This is a genomic window from Lentilactobacillus sp. Marseille-Q4993 (genome assembly GCF_951230165.1).
Classification (GTDB): Bacteria; Bacillota; Bacilli; order Lactobacillales; family Lactobacillaceae; genus Lentilactobacillus.
Genome location: NZ_CATNVB010000002.1, coordinates 95,362 through 115,203 on the forward strand (window position 1 = coordinate 95,362; position 19,842 = coordinate 115,203).

Annotated in this window: 22 protein-coding genes and 1 other annotated feature; of the genes, 2 read left to right on the top strand and 20 right to left on the bottom strand. The window is 39.6% G+C overall.

Annotated features, from left to right (window positions below; translation table 11 throughout):
* Positions 1-9: 9 nt before the first annotated feature.
* The 17 genes from yqeH to QOW94_RS01455 all read right to left on the bottom strand — a co-directional run bounded on the left by yqeH (position 10) and on the right by QOW94_RS01455 (position 16,251).
* On the bottom strand, positions 10-1,146 hold the full coding sequence (yqeH, locus tag QOW94_RS01375) for a ribosome biogenesis GTPase YqeH (RefSeq protein WP_283678266.1): 1,137 nt from the start codon (positions 1,144-1,146) through the stop codon (positions 10-12).
* Positions 1,147-1,155: 9 nt separating this feature from the next.
* Positions 1,156-1,671: a YqeG family HAD IIIA-type phosphatase gene (locus QOW94_RS01380; RefSeq protein ID WP_283678267.1), complete on the bottom strand. Its 516-nt coding sequence runs from the start codon at positions 1,669-1,671 to the stop codon at positions 1,156-1,158.
* Positions 1,672-1,743: 72 nt separating this feature from the next.
* Complete coding sequence (gene rplT, locus QOW94_RS01385; protein WP_283678269.1) at positions 1,744-2,100, bottom strand: 50S ribosomal protein L20; 357 nt, start codon at positions 2,098-2,100, stop codon at positions 1,744-1,746.
* A gap of 36 nt (positions 2,101-2,136) precedes the next feature.
* On the bottom strand, positions 2,137-2,334 hold the full coding sequence (gene rpmI / locus QOW94_RS01390) for a 50S ribosomal protein L35 (RefSeq protein WP_283678270.1): 198 nt from the start codon (positions 2,332-2,334) through the stop codon (positions 2,137-2,139).
* 26 nt (positions 2,335-2,360) lie between these two features.
* Positions 2,361-2,867, bottom strand: a complete 507-nt coding sequence (gene infC, locus QOW94_RS01395) for a translation initiation factor IF-3 (protein WP_283678271.1) — start codon at positions 2,865-2,867, stop codon at positions 2,361-2,363.
* Positions 2,868-2,904: 37 nt separating this feature from the next.
* Positions 2,905-3,034 (bottom strand) — a sequence feature (ribosomal protein L20 leader region).
* Between the two features lie 55 nt (positions 3,035-3,089).
* Positions 3,090-5,036, bottom strand: coding sequence for a threonine--tRNA ligase (gene thrS, locus QOW94_RS01400; RefSeq protein ID WP_283678272.1), 1,947 nt, complete (start codon positions 5,034-5,036; stop codon positions 3,090-3,092).
* A 325-nt stretch (positions 5,037-5,361) separates the two neighbouring features.
* Positions 5,362-6,300 carry a primosomal protein DnaI gene (dnaI, locus tag QOW94_RS01405; protein ID WP_283678273.1) on the bottom strand — a complete coding sequence of 313 codons (939 nt, stop codon included), beginning with the start codon at positions 6,298-6,300 and terminating at the stop codon, positions 5,362-5,364.
* Between the two features lie 9 nt (positions 6,301-6,309).
* Positions 6,310-7,680 (bottom strand): DnaD domain protein, encoded by a 1,371-nt coding sequence (locus QOW94_RS01410; RefSeq protein ID WP_283678274.1) that lies wholly within the window; start codon positions 7,678-7,680, stop codon positions 6,310-6,312.
* Between the two features lie 2 nt (positions 7,681-7,682).
* Positions 7,683-8,162: a transcriptional regulator NrdR gene (gene nrdR / locus QOW94_RS01415; RefSeq protein ID WP_283678276.1), complete on the bottom strand. Its 480-nt coding sequence runs from the start codon at positions 8,160-8,162 to the stop codon at positions 7,683-7,685.
* Between the two features lie 2 nt (positions 8,163-8,164).
* Positions 8,165-8,764, bottom strand: a complete 600-nt coding sequence (gene coaE / locus QOW94_RS01420; RefSeq protein WP_283678277.1) for a dephospho-CoA kinase — start codon at positions 8,762-8,764, stop codon at positions 8,165-8,167.
* 5 nt (positions 8,765-8,769) lie between these two features.
* Positions 8,770-9,603 (bottom strand): DNA-formamidopyrimidine glycosylase, encoded by an 834-nt coding sequence (gene mutM, locus QOW94_RS01425; RefSeq protein ID WP_283678278.1) that lies wholly within the window; start codon positions 9,601-9,603, stop codon positions 8,770-8,772.
* 23 nt (positions 9,604-9,626) lie between these two features.
* Positions 9,627-12,269, bottom strand: a complete 2,643-nt coding sequence (gene polA, locus QOW94_RS01430) for a DNA polymerase I (RefSeq protein ID WP_283678279.1) — start codon at positions 12,267-12,269, stop codon at positions 9,627-9,629.
* A gap of 163 nt (positions 12,270-12,432) precedes the next feature.
* Positions 12,433-13,149 (bottom strand): Bax inhibitor-1/YccA family protein, encoded by a 717-nt coding sequence (locus QOW94_RS01435; RefSeq protein WP_283678280.1) that lies wholly within the window; start codon positions 13,147-13,149, stop codon positions 12,433-12,435.
* Between the two features lie 96 nt (positions 13,150-13,245).
* Positions 13,246-14,577: a UDP-N-acetylmuramate--L-alanine ligase gene (murC, locus tag QOW94_RS01440; RefSeq protein ID WP_283678282.1), complete on the bottom strand. Its 1,332-nt coding sequence runs from the start codon at positions 14,575-14,577 to the stop codon at positions 13,246-13,248.
* Between the two features lie 25 nt (positions 14,578-14,602).
* A complete protein-coding gene (locus tag QOW94_RS01445; protein WP_283678283.1) occupies positions 14,603-15,238 on the bottom strand; it encodes a hypothetical protein in 636 nt (211 codons plus the stop codon).
* A 23-nt stretch (positions 15,239-15,261) separates the two neighbouring features.
* On the bottom strand, positions 15,262-15,903 hold the full coding sequence (gene ytpR, locus QOW94_RS01450) for a YtpR family tRNA-binding protein (protein ID WP_283678284.1): 642 nt from the start codon (positions 15,901-15,903) through the stop codon (positions 15,262-15,264).
* A gap of 27 nt (positions 15,904-15,930) precedes the next feature.
* Complete coding sequence (locus QOW94_RS01455) at positions 15,931-16,251, bottom strand: thioredoxin family protein (RefSeq protein ID WP_283678285.1); 321 nt, start codon at positions 16,249-16,251, stop codon at positions 15,931-15,933.
* Positions 16,252-16,349: 98 nt separating this feature from the next.
* Here QOW94_RS01455 and QOW94_RS01460 point away from each other — a divergent pair, with 98 nt between their 5' ends.
* Positions 16,350-16,670, top strand: coding sequence for a hypothetical protein (locus QOW94_RS01460; protein ID WP_283678286.1), 321 nt, complete (start codon positions 16,350-16,352; stop codon positions 16,668-16,670).
* On the opposite strand, the gene trmB is transcribed toward QOW94_RS01460, so the two are convergent.
* From trmB to QOW94_RS01475, 3 genes are read right to left on the bottom strand one after another with little or no spacing between them, the layout of a single operon-like run.
* Positions 16,660-17,304: a tRNA (guanosine(46)-N7)-methyltransferase TrmB gene (trmB, locus tag QOW94_RS01465; protein ID WP_283678288.1), complete on the bottom strand. Its 645-nt coding sequence runs from the start codon at positions 17,302-17,304 to the stop codon at positions 16,660-16,662. The genes QOW94_RS01460 and trmB overlap by 11 nt on opposite strands.
* Positions 17,305-17,324: 20 nt before the next feature.
* Positions 17,325-18,554, bottom strand: a complete 1,230-nt coding sequence (locus QOW94_RS01470) for an ABC transporter permease (RefSeq protein WP_283678289.1) — start codon at positions 18,552-18,554, stop codon at positions 17,325-17,327.
* A complete protein-coding gene (locus QOW94_RS01475; protein WP_283678290.1) occupies positions 18,551-19,288 on the bottom strand; it encodes an ABC transporter ATP-binding protein in 738 nt (245 codons plus the stop codon). Before QOW94_RS01475 ends, QOW94_RS01470 begins: the two co-directional genes overlap by 4 nt.
* Before the next feature lie 123 nt (positions 19,289-19,411).
* Here QOW94_RS01475 and QOW94_RS01480 point away from each other — a divergent pair, with 123 nt between their 5' ends.
* Positions 19,412-19,840, top strand: coding sequence for an HIT family protein (locus tag QOW94_RS01480; RefSeq protein WP_283678291.1), 429 nt, complete (start codon positions 19,412-19,414; stop codon positions 19,838-19,840).
* Positions 19,841-19,842 lie beyond the last annotated feature (2 nt).

Here is a 19,842-nt window from a genome sequence, read left to right on the forward strand (position 1 = left end):
ATTCCTCTCTTAAATCATCGCTGGTCTGGTAATAACTGCAACACCCTTTGGTGCCCAACCTTTGACCACGACCCCAGCCGGGACAGTAACCCAGCCGAGTCCTTCAATAACTAAGTCACTCTTTTCAGTTGTCTTAAACTCATGAGCGACCAATTCTGGGAACGAGTCCACGTTTTCTGCTGCGGGTGGCGTTAACAAACCACCAACGTGCTTTGCGTAAAACTCATCCGCATTTTCCGTTTTAGACCTGTGAAGATATAAATTATTCTCACAGTAAACGGTGAATCCCTGCTTATCCTCACCAGTAACGTAATCAAACCGACCAACCCCACCAAAGAAAAGGGTTTGTCCTTCATTTAGTTGATAAGATTTTGGTTTGATTGTTTTTTGAGGCGTAACTAGTTTTAATTCTTTGCCCTCCAACCAATGAGCCATTTGCTCCGGCTGAATGATTCCTGGAGTGTCGGTCAATTTCTTATCATCATCAAGAGGGATTTCGATTTTATCCAATGTCGTACCAGGAAACCGTGACGTTGTAATCAGGTCCTTAACCCCAGTTGACTGACGAATAATTTGATTGATCAGCGTTGACTTACCAACGTTAGTGACTCCAACTACGTAAACGTCTTTACCCTTACGCAGCTTGTCGATATTTACTAATAAACTGTCCACATCCTGATTAGTTTTTGCAGACACTAATTGAACATCAACTGGCCGAATGCCAGCAGCGTTGGCCCTTTGTCGAAGCCAATCCGCCACCTTCTTCTTTTTGAGTGATGCAGGAAGAACATCCACCTTATTTCCCACCAACAGAACCTTATTATCACCGACAAGTCGGTGTAATCCAGGAATCATGCTACCATTTACGTCGAAAATATCAACAACGTAAACAATCAGAGAATCAGTTGCGGATATACTAGATAATAACTTTAAAAAGTCATCATCAGTTAAGCCGACAGGAACGATTTCATTGTAGTGTCGTAATCTAAAGCAACGTTGGCAATACACCTCACCACTTTCAATCCCCTTATCAAGAGCTGACTGGGGTGTGTAACCAGGTGCGGTTTTATCCTCGGTCTGAATCGCTGCTCCACAGCCAATACAATGTAATACTTCACCATCAACCATAACTTCATTTTGTACCATAAATTCCTCCTAGTGCCATTTCGTGTCAGGATATTTCTTTGAAAGTTGATTAAAAATACCCTTTTCTAACAATCGATTCAATTTAGTGTTCCAAGCATCATTCGTCACAATTGGCTTTACCAGTATACTACGAACTCGTGCATTATTTGCACCAAACACATCGGTCATTAATTGATCGCCAATCATCACTACTGACTCACGATCAACGTGGAATTGGCGCCGTGTCTTATCAATCCCAACTGTCAAGGGCTTTAGTGCTCTCGAAACAAAAGGAACGTTGAGACTGCTAACTGCCTTTTTTATTCGTTTCTCACTATTATTTGAAACAACAACAACTTTGATTCCGTTCTTCTTCATTTCATTGATCCATGACTGAAGTTTCGCGTCTCCCTCAGATAGGTTCCAAGGCATCAATGTGTTATCAAGGTCTGTAAAGATATGAGTGATGTGGTTTGCCAGCAGAAAAGCTGGGGTAACATCATAGATGCTATTACGTAACCACGTAGGTTTAAACTTTGCTAACATTGGAACTCCTTAATTGTTTTCTATTTTAAAAAAACTTCCACCTTTTACAGTGAAAGTCGTTTTAAATGTGAATTACTTAAGAGCTTTTTTGGCTTCGTCAGTAAGTGACTTAAATGCATCAGCATCGTTTACGGCCAAGTCTGCAAGCATCTTTCTGTTCATGTCAATGTTAGCAAGCTTTAAACCATGCATTAATTGGCTATATGAAATATCATTCAATCTAGCAGCAGCATTGATTCTGGCAATCCAGAGCTTTCTGAAGTTACCCTTGTTTGCACGACGGTCACGGAAAGCATATGTTTGTGACTTCATTACTTGATCTTTAGCTGTCTTGAATAATGCGTGCTTTCCACCGCGGTATCCCTTAGCTAATTTTAAAACACGTTTACGACGTGCATGTGTGACTGTTCCGCCTTTTACTCGTGGCATGTTGAATTCCTCCTAATGATTATGAAAAGTTTTAAATTAAATGTAAGGTAATAACTTCTTGTAATTCTTAACGTTAGTTGCGTCCATCATGTGAGTACCACGAAGTTGACGACGTTGCTTCTTAGTCTTACCGTGGAAACGGTGACTAGTGTAAGCAGCTCCACTCTTGAATCCGCCGTTTGCTGTCTTCTTAAAACGCTTTGCAGCAGCGCGGTTTGTTTTTTGTTTTGGCATTATTGTTCCTCCTAAAGTATTAAAAACTATTTGTTTTCTTCTTTTGGCGCTAACATCAAGAACATGCTTCTACCGTCCATCTTTGGACGTTGTTCAACAGTAGCAACATCTTCTGTTTCTTTAGCCATTCGTTCAAGAACTTCGCGACCAATATCCTTATGAGTAATGGCACGACCCTTAAACCGAATTGATACCCGAACTTTTTCACCCTTTGCCAAGAACTTTTTAGCGTTCTTAAGCTTAGTGTTGAAATCATTAACATCAATTGTTGGACTAAGTCTAACTTCCTTAACGTTAACAACTTTTTGTTTCTTGCGTGATTCCCGGTCCTTCTTTTGTTGTTCAAACCGGTACTTTCCGTAATCTAGAATCTTAGCAACTGGTGGTTTTGCTTTCGGTGCGACTAAAACTAAGTCAAGATCAGCATCTTCAGCAAGCTGTAACGCTTCGGACTTTGTCTTAACACCCAATTGGTCACCGTTAGCACCGATCAGACGTACTTCACGAGCTCGGATTCCATCATTAACCATCATATCTTTAGCTATGGTACTTCACCTCCAAGATTAGTCAAAAAGCAGAAAAAAGCGGACACAACAGTGCCCGCTCGTTTAAAGATTCACCTAAGTGAACCTACTCGATATCATGCCCAGCAAATTTAGAAATTTCCTTAGGCGAGAAGCGGGTGCTCCTGCTTTAATTTCACAACTATTAAAGAATACCATCCAGATAAACTACTGTCAAGAGTTCTATTAAACTTAGTTCTCTTCGCGTGAGTATGATTGGATATCCTTCTCAATTTGATCAACAAATTCATCAACTGACTTAGAATTGGTATCATCCTCACCGTACTTACGAACGGAAACGCTGTTACCATTAACTTCGTCATCACCAACAACAAGAGTGTATGGAATCTTATGAGTTTGAGCATCCCGGATTAAGTAACCCATCTTTTCAGCTCTTTCATCAACTTCTGAACGAATATTAAGATTACGAAGTTTTTGGTTAACCTTTTCAGCGTATTCGCCATGCTTATCCTGGCTGACTGGAATGATTTTAACTTGCTTTGGTGCTAACCAAGTTGGGAATGCTCCCTTATAAATTTCAGTAAGGTAAGCAGTAAATCTTTCCATAGTAGAAACCAAACCACGGTGAATCATAACTGGACGGTGTTCCTTACCATCTTCACCAACATAGTGAAGGTCAAATCTTTCTGGCAACATGAAGTCTAATTGAATAGTTGACAATGTTTCTTCGTTACCAAGGGCTGTCTTAGTTTGAACATCAAGCTTTGGACCGTAGAATGCGGCTTCACCTTCTGCCTCAACGTAATCCAATCCAAGTTCATCCATGGCACCCTTCAACATTGATTGAGCTCTGTTCCACATTTCATCATCATCGAAGTACTTTTCAGTATTTTCAGGATCACGATAACTCAATCTGAATGTGTAATCGTTAATATCAAAATCGTGGTATACAGAAACCATGAGCTTCAAAATATTTTGGAATTCCTCTTGGATTTGGTCAAGAGTTACGAATGTGTGACCATCATTAAGGGTCATTTCACGAACTCGTTGCAAACCGGAAAGGGCACCAGATTTTTCATAACGGTGCATCATACCAAGTTCAGCAATTCTAAGTGGTAATTCACGGTATGAACGAATGTGATGCTTGTAAACTTGAATATGTGAAGGACAGTTCATTGGCCGTAATTCAAGCATTTCACCGTCACCCATGTCCATTGGTGGGAACATATCCTCACGGTAGTGATCCCAGTGACCTGATTGCTTATAAAGATCTAGGTTTGCTAACACTGGTGTGTAGACGTGTTGGTAACCGTTTGCTACTTCACGGTCAATGATGTAACGTTCAATCGTTCTTCTGATAGTGGCACCGTTTGGCATCCAGTATGGTAAACCAGCACCAACCTTAGGATCAACAAAGAATAAGTCAAGTTGGTTACCGATAACTCGGTGATCACGTTCTTTAGCTTCTTGACGTTTCTTGAGATCTTCATCAAGTTCAGCTTGCTTTTCAAACGCAGTTGCGTAAATTCTTTGAAGCATTGGGTTTGATGACTTTCCTTCCCAATAAGCACCAGCAACAGAGATCAATTTGAAAATCTTAACGCCACTAGTCTTAGCCAGAACAGCGCCTTCGTTCAATGATTTGAATTCTCCGATTTGGTTGAATTTAACCTTGCCATCAACGGCTTTTTCATCGATAAGTTGGCTTTGGTATGGATCCTCGCCAACTTCCTTCTTAGCATCAGCAACTGAAAGTTCAACGATTTCAATTGGTTCAGCATCAGAAATAATTTTCTTCATGGCTTTTTCCAAACCTTCAAGCTCATCAACGCTAATTTGAGTATCTGGCTTGTCAGTGTCAATAAAGAAACCATCCTCATCAGCGGTTGCTTCACCAAATTTAACGTTTTTGAATTCTTGACTGATTGCTTTTTTCAAAACTTGAGAAGCAGTCTGACGGAGAACTTTTAACCCGTCTTCGCTATCCTTGGTAACAATTTCTACCTTGCCACCCTTATGTAATGGTTCTGTTAATGATAGCATTTCCCCATCAATCTTAGCAGCTACTGATTTCTTGGCTAAACTAATTGAAATTGATTTTGCAATATCTTCACCAGTTGAAGCGTCAGCAAATTGCTTTACGCTACCGTCTGGAAATTCAAATGAAAGTTCTGACATATCTCTATTCTCCTTTTTTATTCGAAACCACAAAAAAAGTCCCTAGTGTACAAATAACAGTACACTAGGGACGCATTTAGCGCGGTTCCACCCATTTTACCCAAAACAAAATAAATGCTTCGAGCACTCAAGTGGTTGCTAACGGGACCAGTCCGGGAAAGCATTTCCGCAATCCGATTCAAAAAGTGGTAACCAACTACAATCCTAACAAACTGCCTTCCAGGCTAGAGCAGCTCTCCCTGTGATGAATCATAATGATCATGTCTTTTTGATAACAAACTCAGTATAAACACGTGTCTACTGAAAGTCAACACTTGCTGGCACTTTATTTTGGCCTTCGATTAGCCCCGCTCATTTCAACTTCACGAGATAAAAATTTGACTCGTTCCATAATCCGCTTTGCTTTTAGGGGTTCTTCGTCACCCTGCTTACTAAATATGAGATGTTCTTCAAATTTGTCCATCGTTAGATTAGAACTAAAGAAAGTTGGTAACTGTTGCTGCATCCGATATTCAAGAATAACTCCTAACACTTCATCCCTGACCCAAGGCGACATCGACTCTGCTCCGATGTCATCTAGCATCAGAACAGGTGTCTTTTTTACCGAATCGATTTTCCGACTCACTGAGTTATCGGCGATGGAATTCTTCATTTCAACAGAGAAAGTTGGAAAATGAACCATAATTGTCTGAATCTTTTTTCCAGCTAACCGATTAGCAATTGCCCCCAACATATACGTTTTCCCCACACCAAGAGGTCCACTAAGATATAGTCCTGGTGTAAAGTCCTCATCACCTATCCTCGATAAGAAATCATATGCCATTGCCATAGCATCAAACCGGCCATCAACTCTATCAACCTTGTCCATATCGGCACTACGAATATCTTTGGGCATCGATATCGTTCGAATCATTTTCTCCTGGGCTTTTAACTCTTGAGCAGCTATGGTCTCCGGAGATGGTTGATATGAGATATCGACCAATCCACCATTGACGACCAGCCTGGGTTGATACCCCGGAGCAAACGTCTTCTTGCCATCTTTCATCATCTTTTTGACATTATGAAATTCGTACAATTTAGAGATTGATTTTTCAAAGGCATTTGCATCAAGTTTGTCCTTATTCTTTACGAAAAACGAACGGATATCTCGATCTCGCTTTAACGTACCGATAATCGTACTGAAATTTTTGTTCCAATTTCTATCTGCCATCATCTCACGAAATGATTTAGAAATGTTCTCCATTCCAGATTCTGAATCACTCACTATACTCACCTACTTTCCTTCATTTAATTTTTTCATTTTTTCATCTAATATCTTTTTCTGTTCAGGACTCATTGCTTTGTCCTTCTTAATCTGGTTTTCTTCCTTTGCCCAATCAGGCAATGTTTCCTTAATCGTTTTGCGTCTGTAATTTGAATTACGCTGAGGGGCGCGCTTTTTAGGGGTATTTGCTTCTTTTTTTCGATCTTCAATAGCTGCCAACGCTTTCTCGACAGTATTTACTCCTCTTTGCGCCCAGTCGTTAGCAATAGCATCAAGGAAATTCTTATTGATGGTCCCCAGTTTCTGAACTACCAAAATGTAGTAAACCATGATGTTGATCACTTCACTTGGAAAAATATGGCGACCAATAAGCTCATCCACATTTCTCTGCTCTGAAGAAGAAACAAATCCTTTTTTCTGTGATTTAATTTGGCCCAAAAACAGCATTGGTGGTGTGCTTTTAACAATATCCAATAAAGTTGCCTTTTGACCAGTTTGTTTAGAATTAACTGTCGCTGATTCATCTGAACCAGTTTCAACATTCACACTTTCAGTCTTTATTGGCCTAAGACTAAATTCTTTTGCAATCAGCTGTTTTAATAGTTTTTGATCCAGTTGATTAGTGGCTAGGTTAGTAGCCTTAGAAATCAGAGTACTCATTTGAATCTCATCGATTCCATACATCATGTGCTCCGAAGTAATTAACTCAACCGCAGCTTTGACGCTTTTTTGATCAACAAAACTATTACCAAGCAAATTTAACAGTAAGTTGAAATCAAAACTACTGTTTCCCTCATCCATTGCTTTAACCAGGTTATCATCCGTCGATTTAATTCCATTTTGAGCTTTCTTCACATCAGTCGGAGTGTCAGTCACCAAATGGCTAGGAATATCATAAACCGCTAATAATGACGAAGAAATATCAGTTTGGTTAGCGAGAACCTCCCGTTTATTGCCGACTCTTCGCATTATTTGATCAAATGTTTTTTGACCAACTTTTCCCAACAACATCACTGCTAACAAATCAGTTTTCAAGAATTCGTTAACCGAAAGCGGCTGGTGAACCAAATAAATCAGCGTTTCTTTAATGTTTTTAGACACGGTGGTGTTTAAAAGGTCAACCGCCTCCAACTTTTGGCGGGCTTTATGTAACTCAGCAGGGGAGATACTGAGAATACTCTGAAGTTCGTAATGTTGATGAACTTCTAAATTGTTCAAATCAGCTTCCGCAAGTCGATAGATTACGTTATACAACGAAAAAGCGTCCCGACCAATTATTGGTAAATACAAATTAGTCAGCACACCGATATTAACTTCTTGATTGATTTCATCTGCCGTCACCACAAACTTAGTATCAGCAGTTAATTTATCAATAGCCAATATTAATCATCCTCGTTCTTTGAATTGGTACCCTTTTCCATCATTTCCTTTAATTCTTTGTAAAAGACGGACATATCTTTAAATTGACGATAAACGGAAGCAAACCGAATATACGCAATTTGATCAAGTGAGACTAGCTCTTCCATGACATATTCCCCAATCTGGCGACTTGTCACTTCACTATCTCCCGTTGACCTGAGTCGGTTTTCAACCTTATCCACCAAGTTGGTAATGGAATTCATTGAAACCGGTCGTTTCTCAGCAGACCTAACGATTCCCTTTAACAGCTTTTCCCGGTTAAATTCTTGACGGGTGCCGTTCTTTTTGATGACCAAAAGTGGGGTCATTTCAATCCGCTCAAACGTTGTAAATCTAAAACCACAATTTTCACACTCACGCCGTCTTCTAATCACCCGATTATCATCAGTCGGCCGACTATCAATAACCTTGGAGCCGTTATGACCACAATGTGGACAATGCATGCTTACACCTCGCCGTTCTTCTCTTTCTCCAACCATTTATCAACTTGATAATACAAGCCGACTAAGTTGGAATTATTGTAAATAATATAATTTGATAATTCTTGCTTAACTCTAAGTGGCCACTGACTGCCAATCCTCTTGCTAGCAGTTGCTACGTCGAGACTATTTCTATTGATTAGTCTAGTCATTTGAGTACGACTATCTGTCGTAACCATCACAATTTCATCAACCATATTAGCAAATCCATTTTCAAACAACGTTGGAGCATCGAATACGACTAGCTCCTCATTGCTTGCTAAATTAATTTGATTATACACTTCATTAGAAATAAATGGGTTAATTATCCGAACCAGCTTTGTAAGTTGTTCATTGTCACCAAAAACAATGTTTCCCAGCCTTTTTCGATTCAACTCGCCTTCATCGTTGATAACTTCAGCCCCAAAAGCATTCTCAATGGCTGTTAGCCCCGGCGTACCTTTTGATTGGACTTTTCGGGTTACAAGGTCAGCGTCAATTATTCGAATTCCTTTTTGGGCTAAGTAATCTGAAACTGTTGATTTTCCAGTTGCAATCCCTCCGGTCAACCCGATTACTTTTGGCATCTAAATCACCCTTCTCTAAGTACCTGGCAATGTGGACAAAAATGGGTTCCCCGCTGGGCAAGCTTAATTTTTTCAATTGGCGTCCCACACCTAAGACAAGGTTCTCCCTTACGGCCATAGACATTGAGGTGGTTTTGAAAACTACCTGCCTCCCCATAGGCGTTTGAATACGAATGTACTGTTGTCCCGTGACCGGCAATCGCCTTTTTAATCTCTAAAATGATATTTTTTCTAAGCTCTTTTAACTCAGATTCCGCTAATGTATTGGCTGGTTGCGTTGGGTGAATTTTACTCATCCACAGCACTTCGTCAACGTAAATGTTGCCAAGACCAGCAATTTTACTTTGGTCTAGTAAAAATGGTTTGATTTCTTTTTTACTCTTAGCAAATATTTTAACCATGTAATCCAGCTTCAACCCATCTTCGGTGGGCTCAGGACCAATCGTTTTTAATCCAGCTACACTGAGCTCATCCTTACGATCAACTAGATTCATCCTGCCAAACTTACGAGTATCGTTATATCTAAGCATTCGACCATCTGATAAGTGGAACACAATGTGGGTATGCTTACTGAGAGCATCCCCTTCAGCCACAACATCATAATTGCCTTCCATTCTCAAGTGAGAAACGATAGTCAAGCCATTACTTAACCGTAAAAACAAATACTTTCCGCGACGACCAATTTCCTCAAGGGTCGTATTCTCGACCCCTTTTTTGAAATCATCGGGATCAAGGTTAATCATTTTTGGGTATAAAACGTCGACCTTAGTAATCTTGCTGTTTTGAACAAGCTCGGTCAACCCTCTGCGAACTGTTTCAACTTCTGGTAATTCAGGCATTTTCACTCATTCCTTTATCCCGTTTATTTTGCGTCAAACCACGTCTTGCCGTAGTGACTTTCAACCTTCAACGGTACCTCTAGTTTGAAGGCCGAATCCATTATTTTTGGAATCAATTGTTGAACTTCCTCCAGCTCATCATCCGGCACTTCGAAAATCAATTCATCGTGAACTTGGAGTAACATCTTAGTTTTCATTGCTTTCAGCGCTTCATCCATCCGAATCATGGCAATTTTAATTATATCAGCAGCGCTTCCTTGAATCGGAGTATTCATGGCAGTTCGCTCCGCAAATGATCTCAGATTAAAGCTCTTAGAATTAATATCCGGTAAATAGCGACGACGGTTAGAAACCGTTTCAACATAACCGTTTTCACGGGCAAATTTAACAATGTCTTCAGTATACTTCTTTACTCCTGGGTATTCTTCAAAATACCGGTCGATGAACTCAGCCGCTTGTTTCCGACTGATCCCAGTGTTATTGGCTAACCCGTAAGATGAAATACCGTAGACAATTCCAAAGTTGACTGCCTTTGCCTGGCGCCGTAAATTTGGCGTAACATCTTCGTTTGAATCAAGATGGAATATTCTCCGGGCAGTTTCAGCATGAATATCCTCGCCTGCCTTAAAGGCCGCCTGCATATTCTTATCACCAGTTACGGAGGCTAGGACTCTCAATTCAATTTGAGAGTAATCAGACGAAAACATCTGCCACCCCGGTTGACTAGGAACAAACGCTTCTCGAATACGCTTACCCTCTTCAGTCCTAACTGGAATGTTCTGCAAATTAGGATCCACTGACGAGAGTCGACCAGTTGCCGTCAAGGTTTGCAAATACCTCGTGTGAACCTTTGAATCGTCCTTATGGATAACCTTAAGTAACCCATCAACATAAGTTGATAGCAGCTTTGATAGTTGCCGATAATCTAAAATATATTGGACAATCGGGGCATCCGGTGCCAATTTTTCCAAAACGTCAACTGAAGTTGAATAACCCGTCTTGGTCTTCTTGATAACTGGTAACTTCATCTTTTCAAATAAAATTTTGCCGAGCTGCTTTGGTGAGCCAATATTAAATTCTTCGCCTGCTTGATTAAAAATCTCCAATTCAAGTTCACTAAGCCGTTCTTTGAACTTACTGCCCATCTGTTCTAGTTTATCAGGACTAACTTTGATTCCAGCAATTTCCATCTTGGCTAATACAAATGCCAATTTTATTTCAATTTCACGATACAACTTAGTCTGGTTATGCTCTTCTAACTGTTCGAACATTTTGTCATGCAGTTGATCAATTGCACTAACTTTATGAACTAGATGTGCCAAAAACTCGGGCTTATCAACTGGGATAGAACGCTTGGCACCCTTACCATATACTTCTTCATCAGTCTTAACGTTTCGATAACCATACGTTTTAGCCAATGTGGCAACATCATTACTATTGTTACTTGTATTAAGCAAATAGGATACTAACAACATATCGAAATCAACGTTAGCTAGTTCAATCCCAACCCGGTTTAAAAGGACAACAGTCTTCTTAACATCGAATACATTTTTTGAAATCGATTCACTTTCTAGAATGCTCTTGACTTCTGGACTAATTAAAAGATCCGCGTTATTTGATGCATACCACTTATCACCCGAACCTAAGGCAAAACCCACAATTTCAGCAGTATGGTAATTGTCCCCATCCATCTCAACGTGAACTGACACCTCATCCGTAAACTGTGACAATTCACTTAGATTATCCTCAGTCAATGTTGTGTATTCAATCGGCGTACTGACCTGCTTGCTGTCCTCAACGTCTTCAAGAAATGATTTAAAGTTCATGCTTTCGTAAAACGCAATCAGTTTGTCACTATCATCCCCATCATAGATGACGTCCTCCAAACCAATCGTAATTGGTGCATCCCGATTGATAGTTGCTAATGTCCTAGCAAGCATCGCCTTATCTTTATCCTCAACAAGGTGTTCCTTCAATTTTTTGCCAGAAACCTTATCAAGATTGTCGTACAAATTGTCAATCGTTCCATACTCTTGAATGAGTTTGAGAGCCGTTTTCTCACCGACCTTTTGAACTCCTGGATAATTATCAGAATTATCACCCCGGAGGCCTTTTATTTCGATAATTTGATCCGGTTTAACGCCGAGCTTTTCCTCTACATACTTTGGGGTATAAGTTTCAAGCTCGGTAACCCCTTTCTTTGAAACCTGAACAGTTGTCTTATCTGAAGTTAATTGGGTCAAATCACGATCACCGGTAACCACAACGACTTTATAATCGCCAGATTGCTCAGCTTTTCTTGCCATAGTCCCAATGATATCATCAGCCTCATAATCGGGAAGATCATATGATTTGATCCCTCTAGCTGTCAGTAAGTCCTTCAAATGCGGAAATTGTTCTGAAAGCTCTGTTGGTGTCTTTGACCGACCACCCTTGTAATCATCGTACATCTTTGTTCTAAACGTGGTTTTCCCCGCATCAAAAGCAACCAGCACGTTAGTTGGCTTTTCAGTTTCAAGTACTTTGTCAAGCATGCGATTAAACCCGAAAATAGCGCTTGTATGCAATCCTTGGGAGTTAACAAATCTATCCATTGATTGATAAAGTGCATAGAAGGCTTTAAACGCGATACTGTTTCCATCTATCAAGACTAATTTTTTTGGCATGTTTTTCTCCTAAAACGGTAAATTGAATTCTACTATTAATTTTAACACGTCAGCGTTAACGACAGAACTCAAAATCATTTGATCATTTTTTGAAACTTGTGAAAAAACAAAAAAAGTTCAAATATCTTTAATTGATATCTGAACCTTAAAGCGATATTTGCTATTAATTGTTATCACTGAATCCAAACAATTGTAGTAATTGCAAGAACAAATTAACAAAATCCAAGTACAATTGCATTGCTCCAAAAACTGCAAGTCCAGTAATTGATAACTCACCGGAGTTTTGCATATACAATTGCTTCATCTTGGCTGAGTCGTAAGCAGTTAAAATTGAGAAAATAATAACAGCAGCAGCCGACAAGAAGAATGTAATTGCACTACTGTGAAGAAACATATTAATTACCATTGCCACGATTAATCCAATCAATGCAGCAGTGGCGTGGGTTCCAATCTTATCCATGTTGCGCTTAGTGGTAATTCCAATGATTGCCATTGTTATAAAGACAATTGCTGCACTTAGGAAAGCAGCTGTGACTTGAGCGCCAGTATAACGGATAACGATTGTTGAAAATACAAAACCCGTCAAAGCAGCGTACAACATCAGCATTACGAAACTAGCTGTTGGTCGCTTAAGTGCTTGGAATGTAACAACGAATGGAACGATGAACCAAACAATAAATGATCCCCAGTACAGAAGAGGATTTTGAAGAACTGATTGGACAAACAAACCATTGCCTGCAGTAATCGTGAAGTAAGCTACCCCAGCTGACACTAAAACAGCAAGTGTCATCCAACCGTACATTTTAGTTAGAAACGAGTTCAAACCAGCGACATCATTAACAACTTTTCGAGCACTTTGCTCATTTGGATAATTGTTCATTTATGGTCCCCTTTTTCTTTTAGTTTAGATAATTGTAACAAATAAAAGCCATTAATCAAGCACTAATGCTTAACTAACGGCAATTATAAGATTTTATTAATTAATTTTGTTACTTAAGTGACTCAAGAGATCTTCATACGCTTGCTCGTACTTTTGAATGTCCCCAGCTCCCATGAAAATCACAACGTCATTATCATAGTCTAACAGTGGTGACATGTTCTCAACTTTAAGGATTTCTCCACCCTTAGTTAACTTATTAGCCATATCTTGACTAGAAACGTCACCCGAATGCTCACGCGGCGAACTGTAAATATCAGTTAAGAATACTTTATCAGCTAAGTCTAGGCTCTTAACAAAGTCATCCATTAAGGCAATCGTTCTACTAAACGTATGTGGTTGGAATACAACCACGATTTGTTTACTTGGGTACTCCTGTCTAGCTGCATCCAGCGTAGCTTTGATCTCTGATGGATGATGAGCGTAGTCATCAATGATTGTCATATCGGCAACTTTTCGCTCTGAGAACCGACGCTTAACTCCCTTAAACGTCATTAACTCACGTCTGATTTCTGCCAAATCAACCTTTTCAAAGTACGACACAGCGATAACTGCAAGTGAATTCAAGACGTTATGCTCACCAAACAGTGGCACACTAAACTCGCCGAGATCTTCGTCGTGATAAGTAACTCTGAACGTCGACCCACTAGTCGTTCTCTTTACGTCGACCGCCCTAAAGTCATCACTTTCGTTAAGACCATAGTAATAAATTGGGACATCGGCTTTTAGGCGCTTCAAGTTTTTATCGTCACCCCAAGCAAAAATTCCTTTTTGAACTTGGTGAGCGAAAGTTTCAAATGCATCAAATACATCGTCAATACTTTCGTAATAATCAGGGTGATCAAAATCGATGTTAGTCATAATGGCGTAATCTGGGTGAGTGGCCAAGAAATGTCTTCTGTATTCATCAGCTTCGTAAACGAAGAACCGGGCGTTAGGAACCCCCTTACCGGTACCGTCACCAATCAGATAGTCACTTGGAGCGATTTCAGATAACACATGAGCTAATAATCCAGTGGTACTAGTCTTACCATGGGCACCCGCAACTCCAATGCTAGTCTTACCTTTGATCATCTTACCAAGAAAATCATGATAACGATAAACCGTGAGTCCCATTTCCCGAGCTTTCTTGATTTCAGGATGATCGTCATTGAATGAGTTTCCTGCAATTACCGTTAATCCCTCATGAATGTTACTTTCATCAAAAGGCATCACTTTAATTCCAGCCTTTTCCAATCCCCGTTGCGTAAAGGTGTATTGTTCAATATCTGAACCTTGAACCTTTAAGCCTCTATCTGAGAGGATAAGTGCCATAGCACTCATCCCTGTTCCCTTAATCCCAACAAAATGGTATGTCGTTTCTGAATCCATATTACTCTTCCTAACTAAAAATTATTTACTTACTTTCATGGTAATAAACTACTTGTGGTTTTGCACCATGTTTTTTAGAGATATAGCGTTTTTTTACCAAAAAATCCTCTAATTCGCTAAATTCATCATCTGCAAGGCCAAATTTTTGCTTAACAATTGACTCGGAAAAATACTTTTGACCCGCTATGTATGTAAGAATGGTCTGCAAGGAAAAATCCTCGTTTCCATTCTCATCTTTTTTGGCAACATTATCAACCGGCGAGTCCCCACTAGTCGATAATTCAACAAAGTCAGCTTTTTGAGCTGATTCTTGCTCTGACCGCATAGTCGTACCGTCATCATTTGCTAGCAAAATCAAATCATTATCACTAATTTTGAGTTCTGCTTTTAAAATGCCGTAGTACGTTGCTCGTCGTTTTCGTTGACTGATAAAGTAATTTCGGGAAACGTTTTGCCTTTTGATTAACCGATTATGAAGGTCTTCAGAAATCGACACTTTTGGTGCATGAACGGAATCTTTAGAATTTTGGCGAACAATAGAGGCCACTCCTCGCTTAGTTGCCTTTTGGATGACTGGCTTCTTGACATTCTTCCGTTCAGTATTCTGTTCTTTTTCTGACCGCCGTCGTTTGTAAAAGGCTGGTCCATCATAATCTTTCATAACGTAATCCCACTTTACTGTAATTAATCAAAGATGTGTTGACCCTTTTCAAAGTCAAATGGTTCACCGACCTCACCAAAATCATCTGGTAAAATCAATGCCCCTTTCTTTTGAGGAGCATTCTTAAGGTGTAATTCGCGACCAGATACGATCATCCCATCACTTTCAACTCCCCGCAAGGCTCCTGGCCAAATAATCAAGCCATCAGGCATCATTGCCCCAATCTTTGCAACAACCACCTTGATGTCTGCCTGCATGTTAGGTGACCCCGAAACAATTTGAAGTTTGTTACCATCATCAACTTTCGTCGTTGTCACCTTCAAATGATCTGAGTTTGGATGGTCCTCCATTTTCTCAACATATCCGATAACAAACTTTGGGGTATCATCAACGGACAAATCAGCTGGAAATCCGTTAGCAGCTAAGTAGTCATTTAGGGTGGCTACTTCATGACTGGTTAGAAATACCTGACCATTCTCGGACTTCAACCGATTGATAAGACTACTTGCCTTTAAAAAGTTGTAGCCTAAGGTGTTTCCAGTCTTATCATCAAAGATTCTGGCAACGCCATCATGGACCTCAGTACTCTGATCATCAACATCTTGGCCCAAAATGACAACAAGCGTGTCACCAGTTCCTTTGGGGTTATAACTTGCAATTAACATTCTAAAAAACCTTTCCGCAACAATAATTTAGTTCAGAGAATTAACAAAATCCTCTACTTCTTTTCGTGTCTTCCGGTCGCCGTTATTAAAACGACCAATTTCTTTACCATTATCAAGAGCAACAAAACTAGGAATTCCCATGATTCCCATTTCCATTACCAAATCAATGTTTTCGTCACGGTCAACAGTGACCCAAGTGTAATCGGAGAATTCCTTCTCAATTTCAGGCATGACTGGTTTGATAAACCGGCAATCTGGGCACCAGTCGGCAGTAAAGAACAGCATGTATTTGCCATCGCTATAATTTTCAATCATCTTGTCGTAACTTGTCTTTTCTAACATTTGCATAGCAATGTCTCCAATCTAAAATTAAATGGGCTTCTAAATTTACATTAGCAAATCAAAAGCTATAATATAAATATCAATAATACACACGGGGGAAAAAGATGCAAACTAAATCTCTTTTTTATAGTTTATCACTTGCAGCCCTGTCATTTGCAATTTTTATCGCAAACAGGCGCGGAAATTCTCAAAAAGAGGCTGAACTGACCACGGAGCTTGAAAACCGACTAATCAATAAGGTAAAGCCAACAATTGACGAATCTGAATTGTCCTTTATCGGAAGTTGGTTTGAGCGAAATGATAAGCAACCTAACGCCTTTCACTTTGGACTTGACTACGAAAACAAGGATAAACAGACGCTAATTCATGAATTTTTTGCTGACAACACTGGCCAAATCACCAGTCATCAAGTAATTACTCATTGATAAAGTGAGCAATCAACTTATAAATTGGGCCTTTAGGGCTAAATTTGTGCTCATATTCAGTTTCGATATTGTCCTCATTCTCTGGCGAGTTATGAAGATCTAGACTAACGTACTCAAATTCCATTGGGTAGTTATTAAAACTGATCAGGCTGAATTCAAACAAGCCACGGTTGTCCGTCTTAAATTCGATTGTCCCGTCTTCTGATAATACTTTTTGATACGTTTCTAAGAACCGTTTTGAGGTTAGTCTCCTCTTCTCATGACGAGTCTTGGGCCATGGATCAGAAAAGTTAAGGTATATTTTGGCCAACTCATGGGGTTTGAAAAACTCATCCACATCAGCTCCATCAGTCAAAACAAACTGAAGATTAGGTAGCGGTTCTTCCATGAACGTCCTAAGAGCCGTAGCAATAACAGACTCTTGCAATTCGATCCCGATGAAATTAACATCGGGATATTTTTTTGCCATCTGAATGATAAATTGGCCCTTACCAGTCCCAATCTCCACGTGAAGTGGCTGTTCCTTAACAAATCGCTCCTGCCACTTTCCCAGGTAGCTGTCAGGGTCGGTAACGATATAGTCTTGGTGGTCCTCAATGTATGGTCTAGCCCAAGGCTTTTTTCTTACTCTCATATATGTTTCTCCTTAAATAATTAGTTACGACTATTGATGGATTTGTTAATTCTTCGTGGTAGATACCCATAAACAAACAACCAAATTTCGACTGCTTCTAGGACAATTAAAATGCCTACCGTTGCCAAATTGTTGAAGTTGACGATTGTGACCACGACGGCCATTATAACCGCGACAAAAATCAACATCATCAAGATCACCTTTTGAAAACTAACCACTTGGTTCCGATTATCAAACGGATAAATGTGAACAAAAGCATTATCATCAAAATGAAAATAGAACGGAATCAATTGAAAACCAATCAGATATATGAATACCAACGGCAAGACAATTGGTAGCCAGCCATTCTTGATGAATGCAAGAACCACCGCTCCTAATACGGTAAGCCTAATAAACAGGCCGCTCATTTCAGTATCCCGACTAAGGCCGTGAGCGTACAGGAACAAAAAACTATTTTTAGATTTAAGTTGAATTCTGTCAGTAATGATATCTAGATAACGCCGGCGTTTAACCGTGCTTTGAATCATTGGCACATCTGTAAATAGATTGAAAAACGTGTATAAACTGTGCATCCGCGAATTCTCATCATCAATTGCAATATGCCAATTGACAACTGGGTGGTTATTAATATTTCTTACCAACACAGCAAAAATGGCCAGTAAGAAAATCGCACCAGCTGCCCCAACTACTGAATTACCCCAAAATATAACGGCAAAAATCAGTAGCGGTAAACAGAATCGATGCACGACTCGTTTTTCGAAGCCAAACGAACTAAGCCTAAATTTTCTGATTACATCACCTAGTAACCAGAAAACTTTAGTAGCAATAACCGCCACCAACAGAGCTCCAAAATCAATTTGACCAAAGCCCAGTGTCCTTTGAAGAAATGGAATACTAACAAACCAAAGGACAATTTGAATTACCTCAGCTAAAATTATGCTATATCTAAATCCCCGCATGAAATATGCCGGCATTTCAGCTTCTCGTGGGAGTAAAAACACGGCATCCGGATCAGCAACTAATGTGGCTAACCTTCCAAGCTGACTTACCAATACAAAATAGATGGTAGCAACAATGGGTGCCCACCAAATATGCATTTGAAGCCGATTTAGATTTTGTGAATAATAATATCCAACAGCACCAATCATAAATAAGATAGCCAAAACAAAATAGTCAGTAAAAACTAGTCTTAAATACTTTAGCATCTCTGCTAGGTGCGATGAAAGTCTTTTTTTGAATAAATCCGTCATTTCCGACCACCCTGCCTTGCCAGGGATAGATAAATGTCGTTAAGTGAATCACCTGCTTCAGGAAATTCAGCCTTTAATTCTGACAAAGTTCCTTCTGTTCTAACTTGACCATCATGTAGAAGAACAAACCGGTCACAATAGCGCTGAGCGGTGTCAAGGACGTGAGTTGACATCAGAATACTTGCTCCCTGTTTTTTTCGTTCTGTAATTAGATCCAACAAATCGTTAACTGCCAGTGGATCCAATCCCAAAAAAGGTTCATCGATAATAAACAGTTTTGCATCAGTTAAGAATGCACACACAATCATTACCTTTTGGCGCATCCCCTTTGAAAAGTTATCAGGGAACCAATCCAGTTTGTTATCAAGCCTAAATGTTGTTAATAATTTATTTGCCCGTTCCCATGCTTTATCTAAATCTAAATCATAGGCAAGCATCGTCATCTCCAAATGTTCCTTTAAGGTAAGTTCTTTATAAACAATTGGTGATTCTGGGATATATGCGATTTGGCCCTTATATTTTTTGACATCTTGGTCAATCGTTGTTTCGTTAATTGCAATCGAACCTGAAAAAGGTTGGAGCAGTCCAATAATGTGATTGATCGTTGTCGATTTTCCGGCACCGTTGAGCCCAATTAGGCCAACCAATTCGCCATCTTTAATATCGAAATTTACATCCTTTAATACTGGCACGGCGGAATAACCGCCAACTAAATTTTTGACTTTAAGAGTCACCTTGCCACTTCCAATCGTTCAAAATTTACATGAAGATTATAACATAGGAAACAAATGTTTGAATTAGTCATCACCCAGATGAATGGTATAATTATCATAAAAATAGCGAAAGAAGGAACTTTCATGAAAGATTGTATTTTTTGTAAAATCGTTGCTGGTGAGATTCCAAGTTACACAGTATATGAAGACGATGTTGTAAAGGCCTTCCTTGATATTTCACAGGGAACCCCAGGCCATACGCTTGTTATACCAAAGAAGCATGTGCCTAACATCTTTGAATACGACGAAGAACTAGCTGCTCAAGTATTCTCCCGGATTCCTAAAATTGCCCGGGCGGTTAAAGAATCCAATCCAGATATTCAGGGAATGAACATTGTTAACAATAATGGCCAAATCGCATACCAGTCGGTTTTCCACTCTCACTTCCACTTAGTTCCCCGCTATACCGCTAACGACGACTTCGGCATGACCTTTAAAGACAACTCAAACAAGTATGATGCTGATCAATTAAAAGCTATTCAAGAATCAATCGTTGCAAAGATGGGAGATTAATT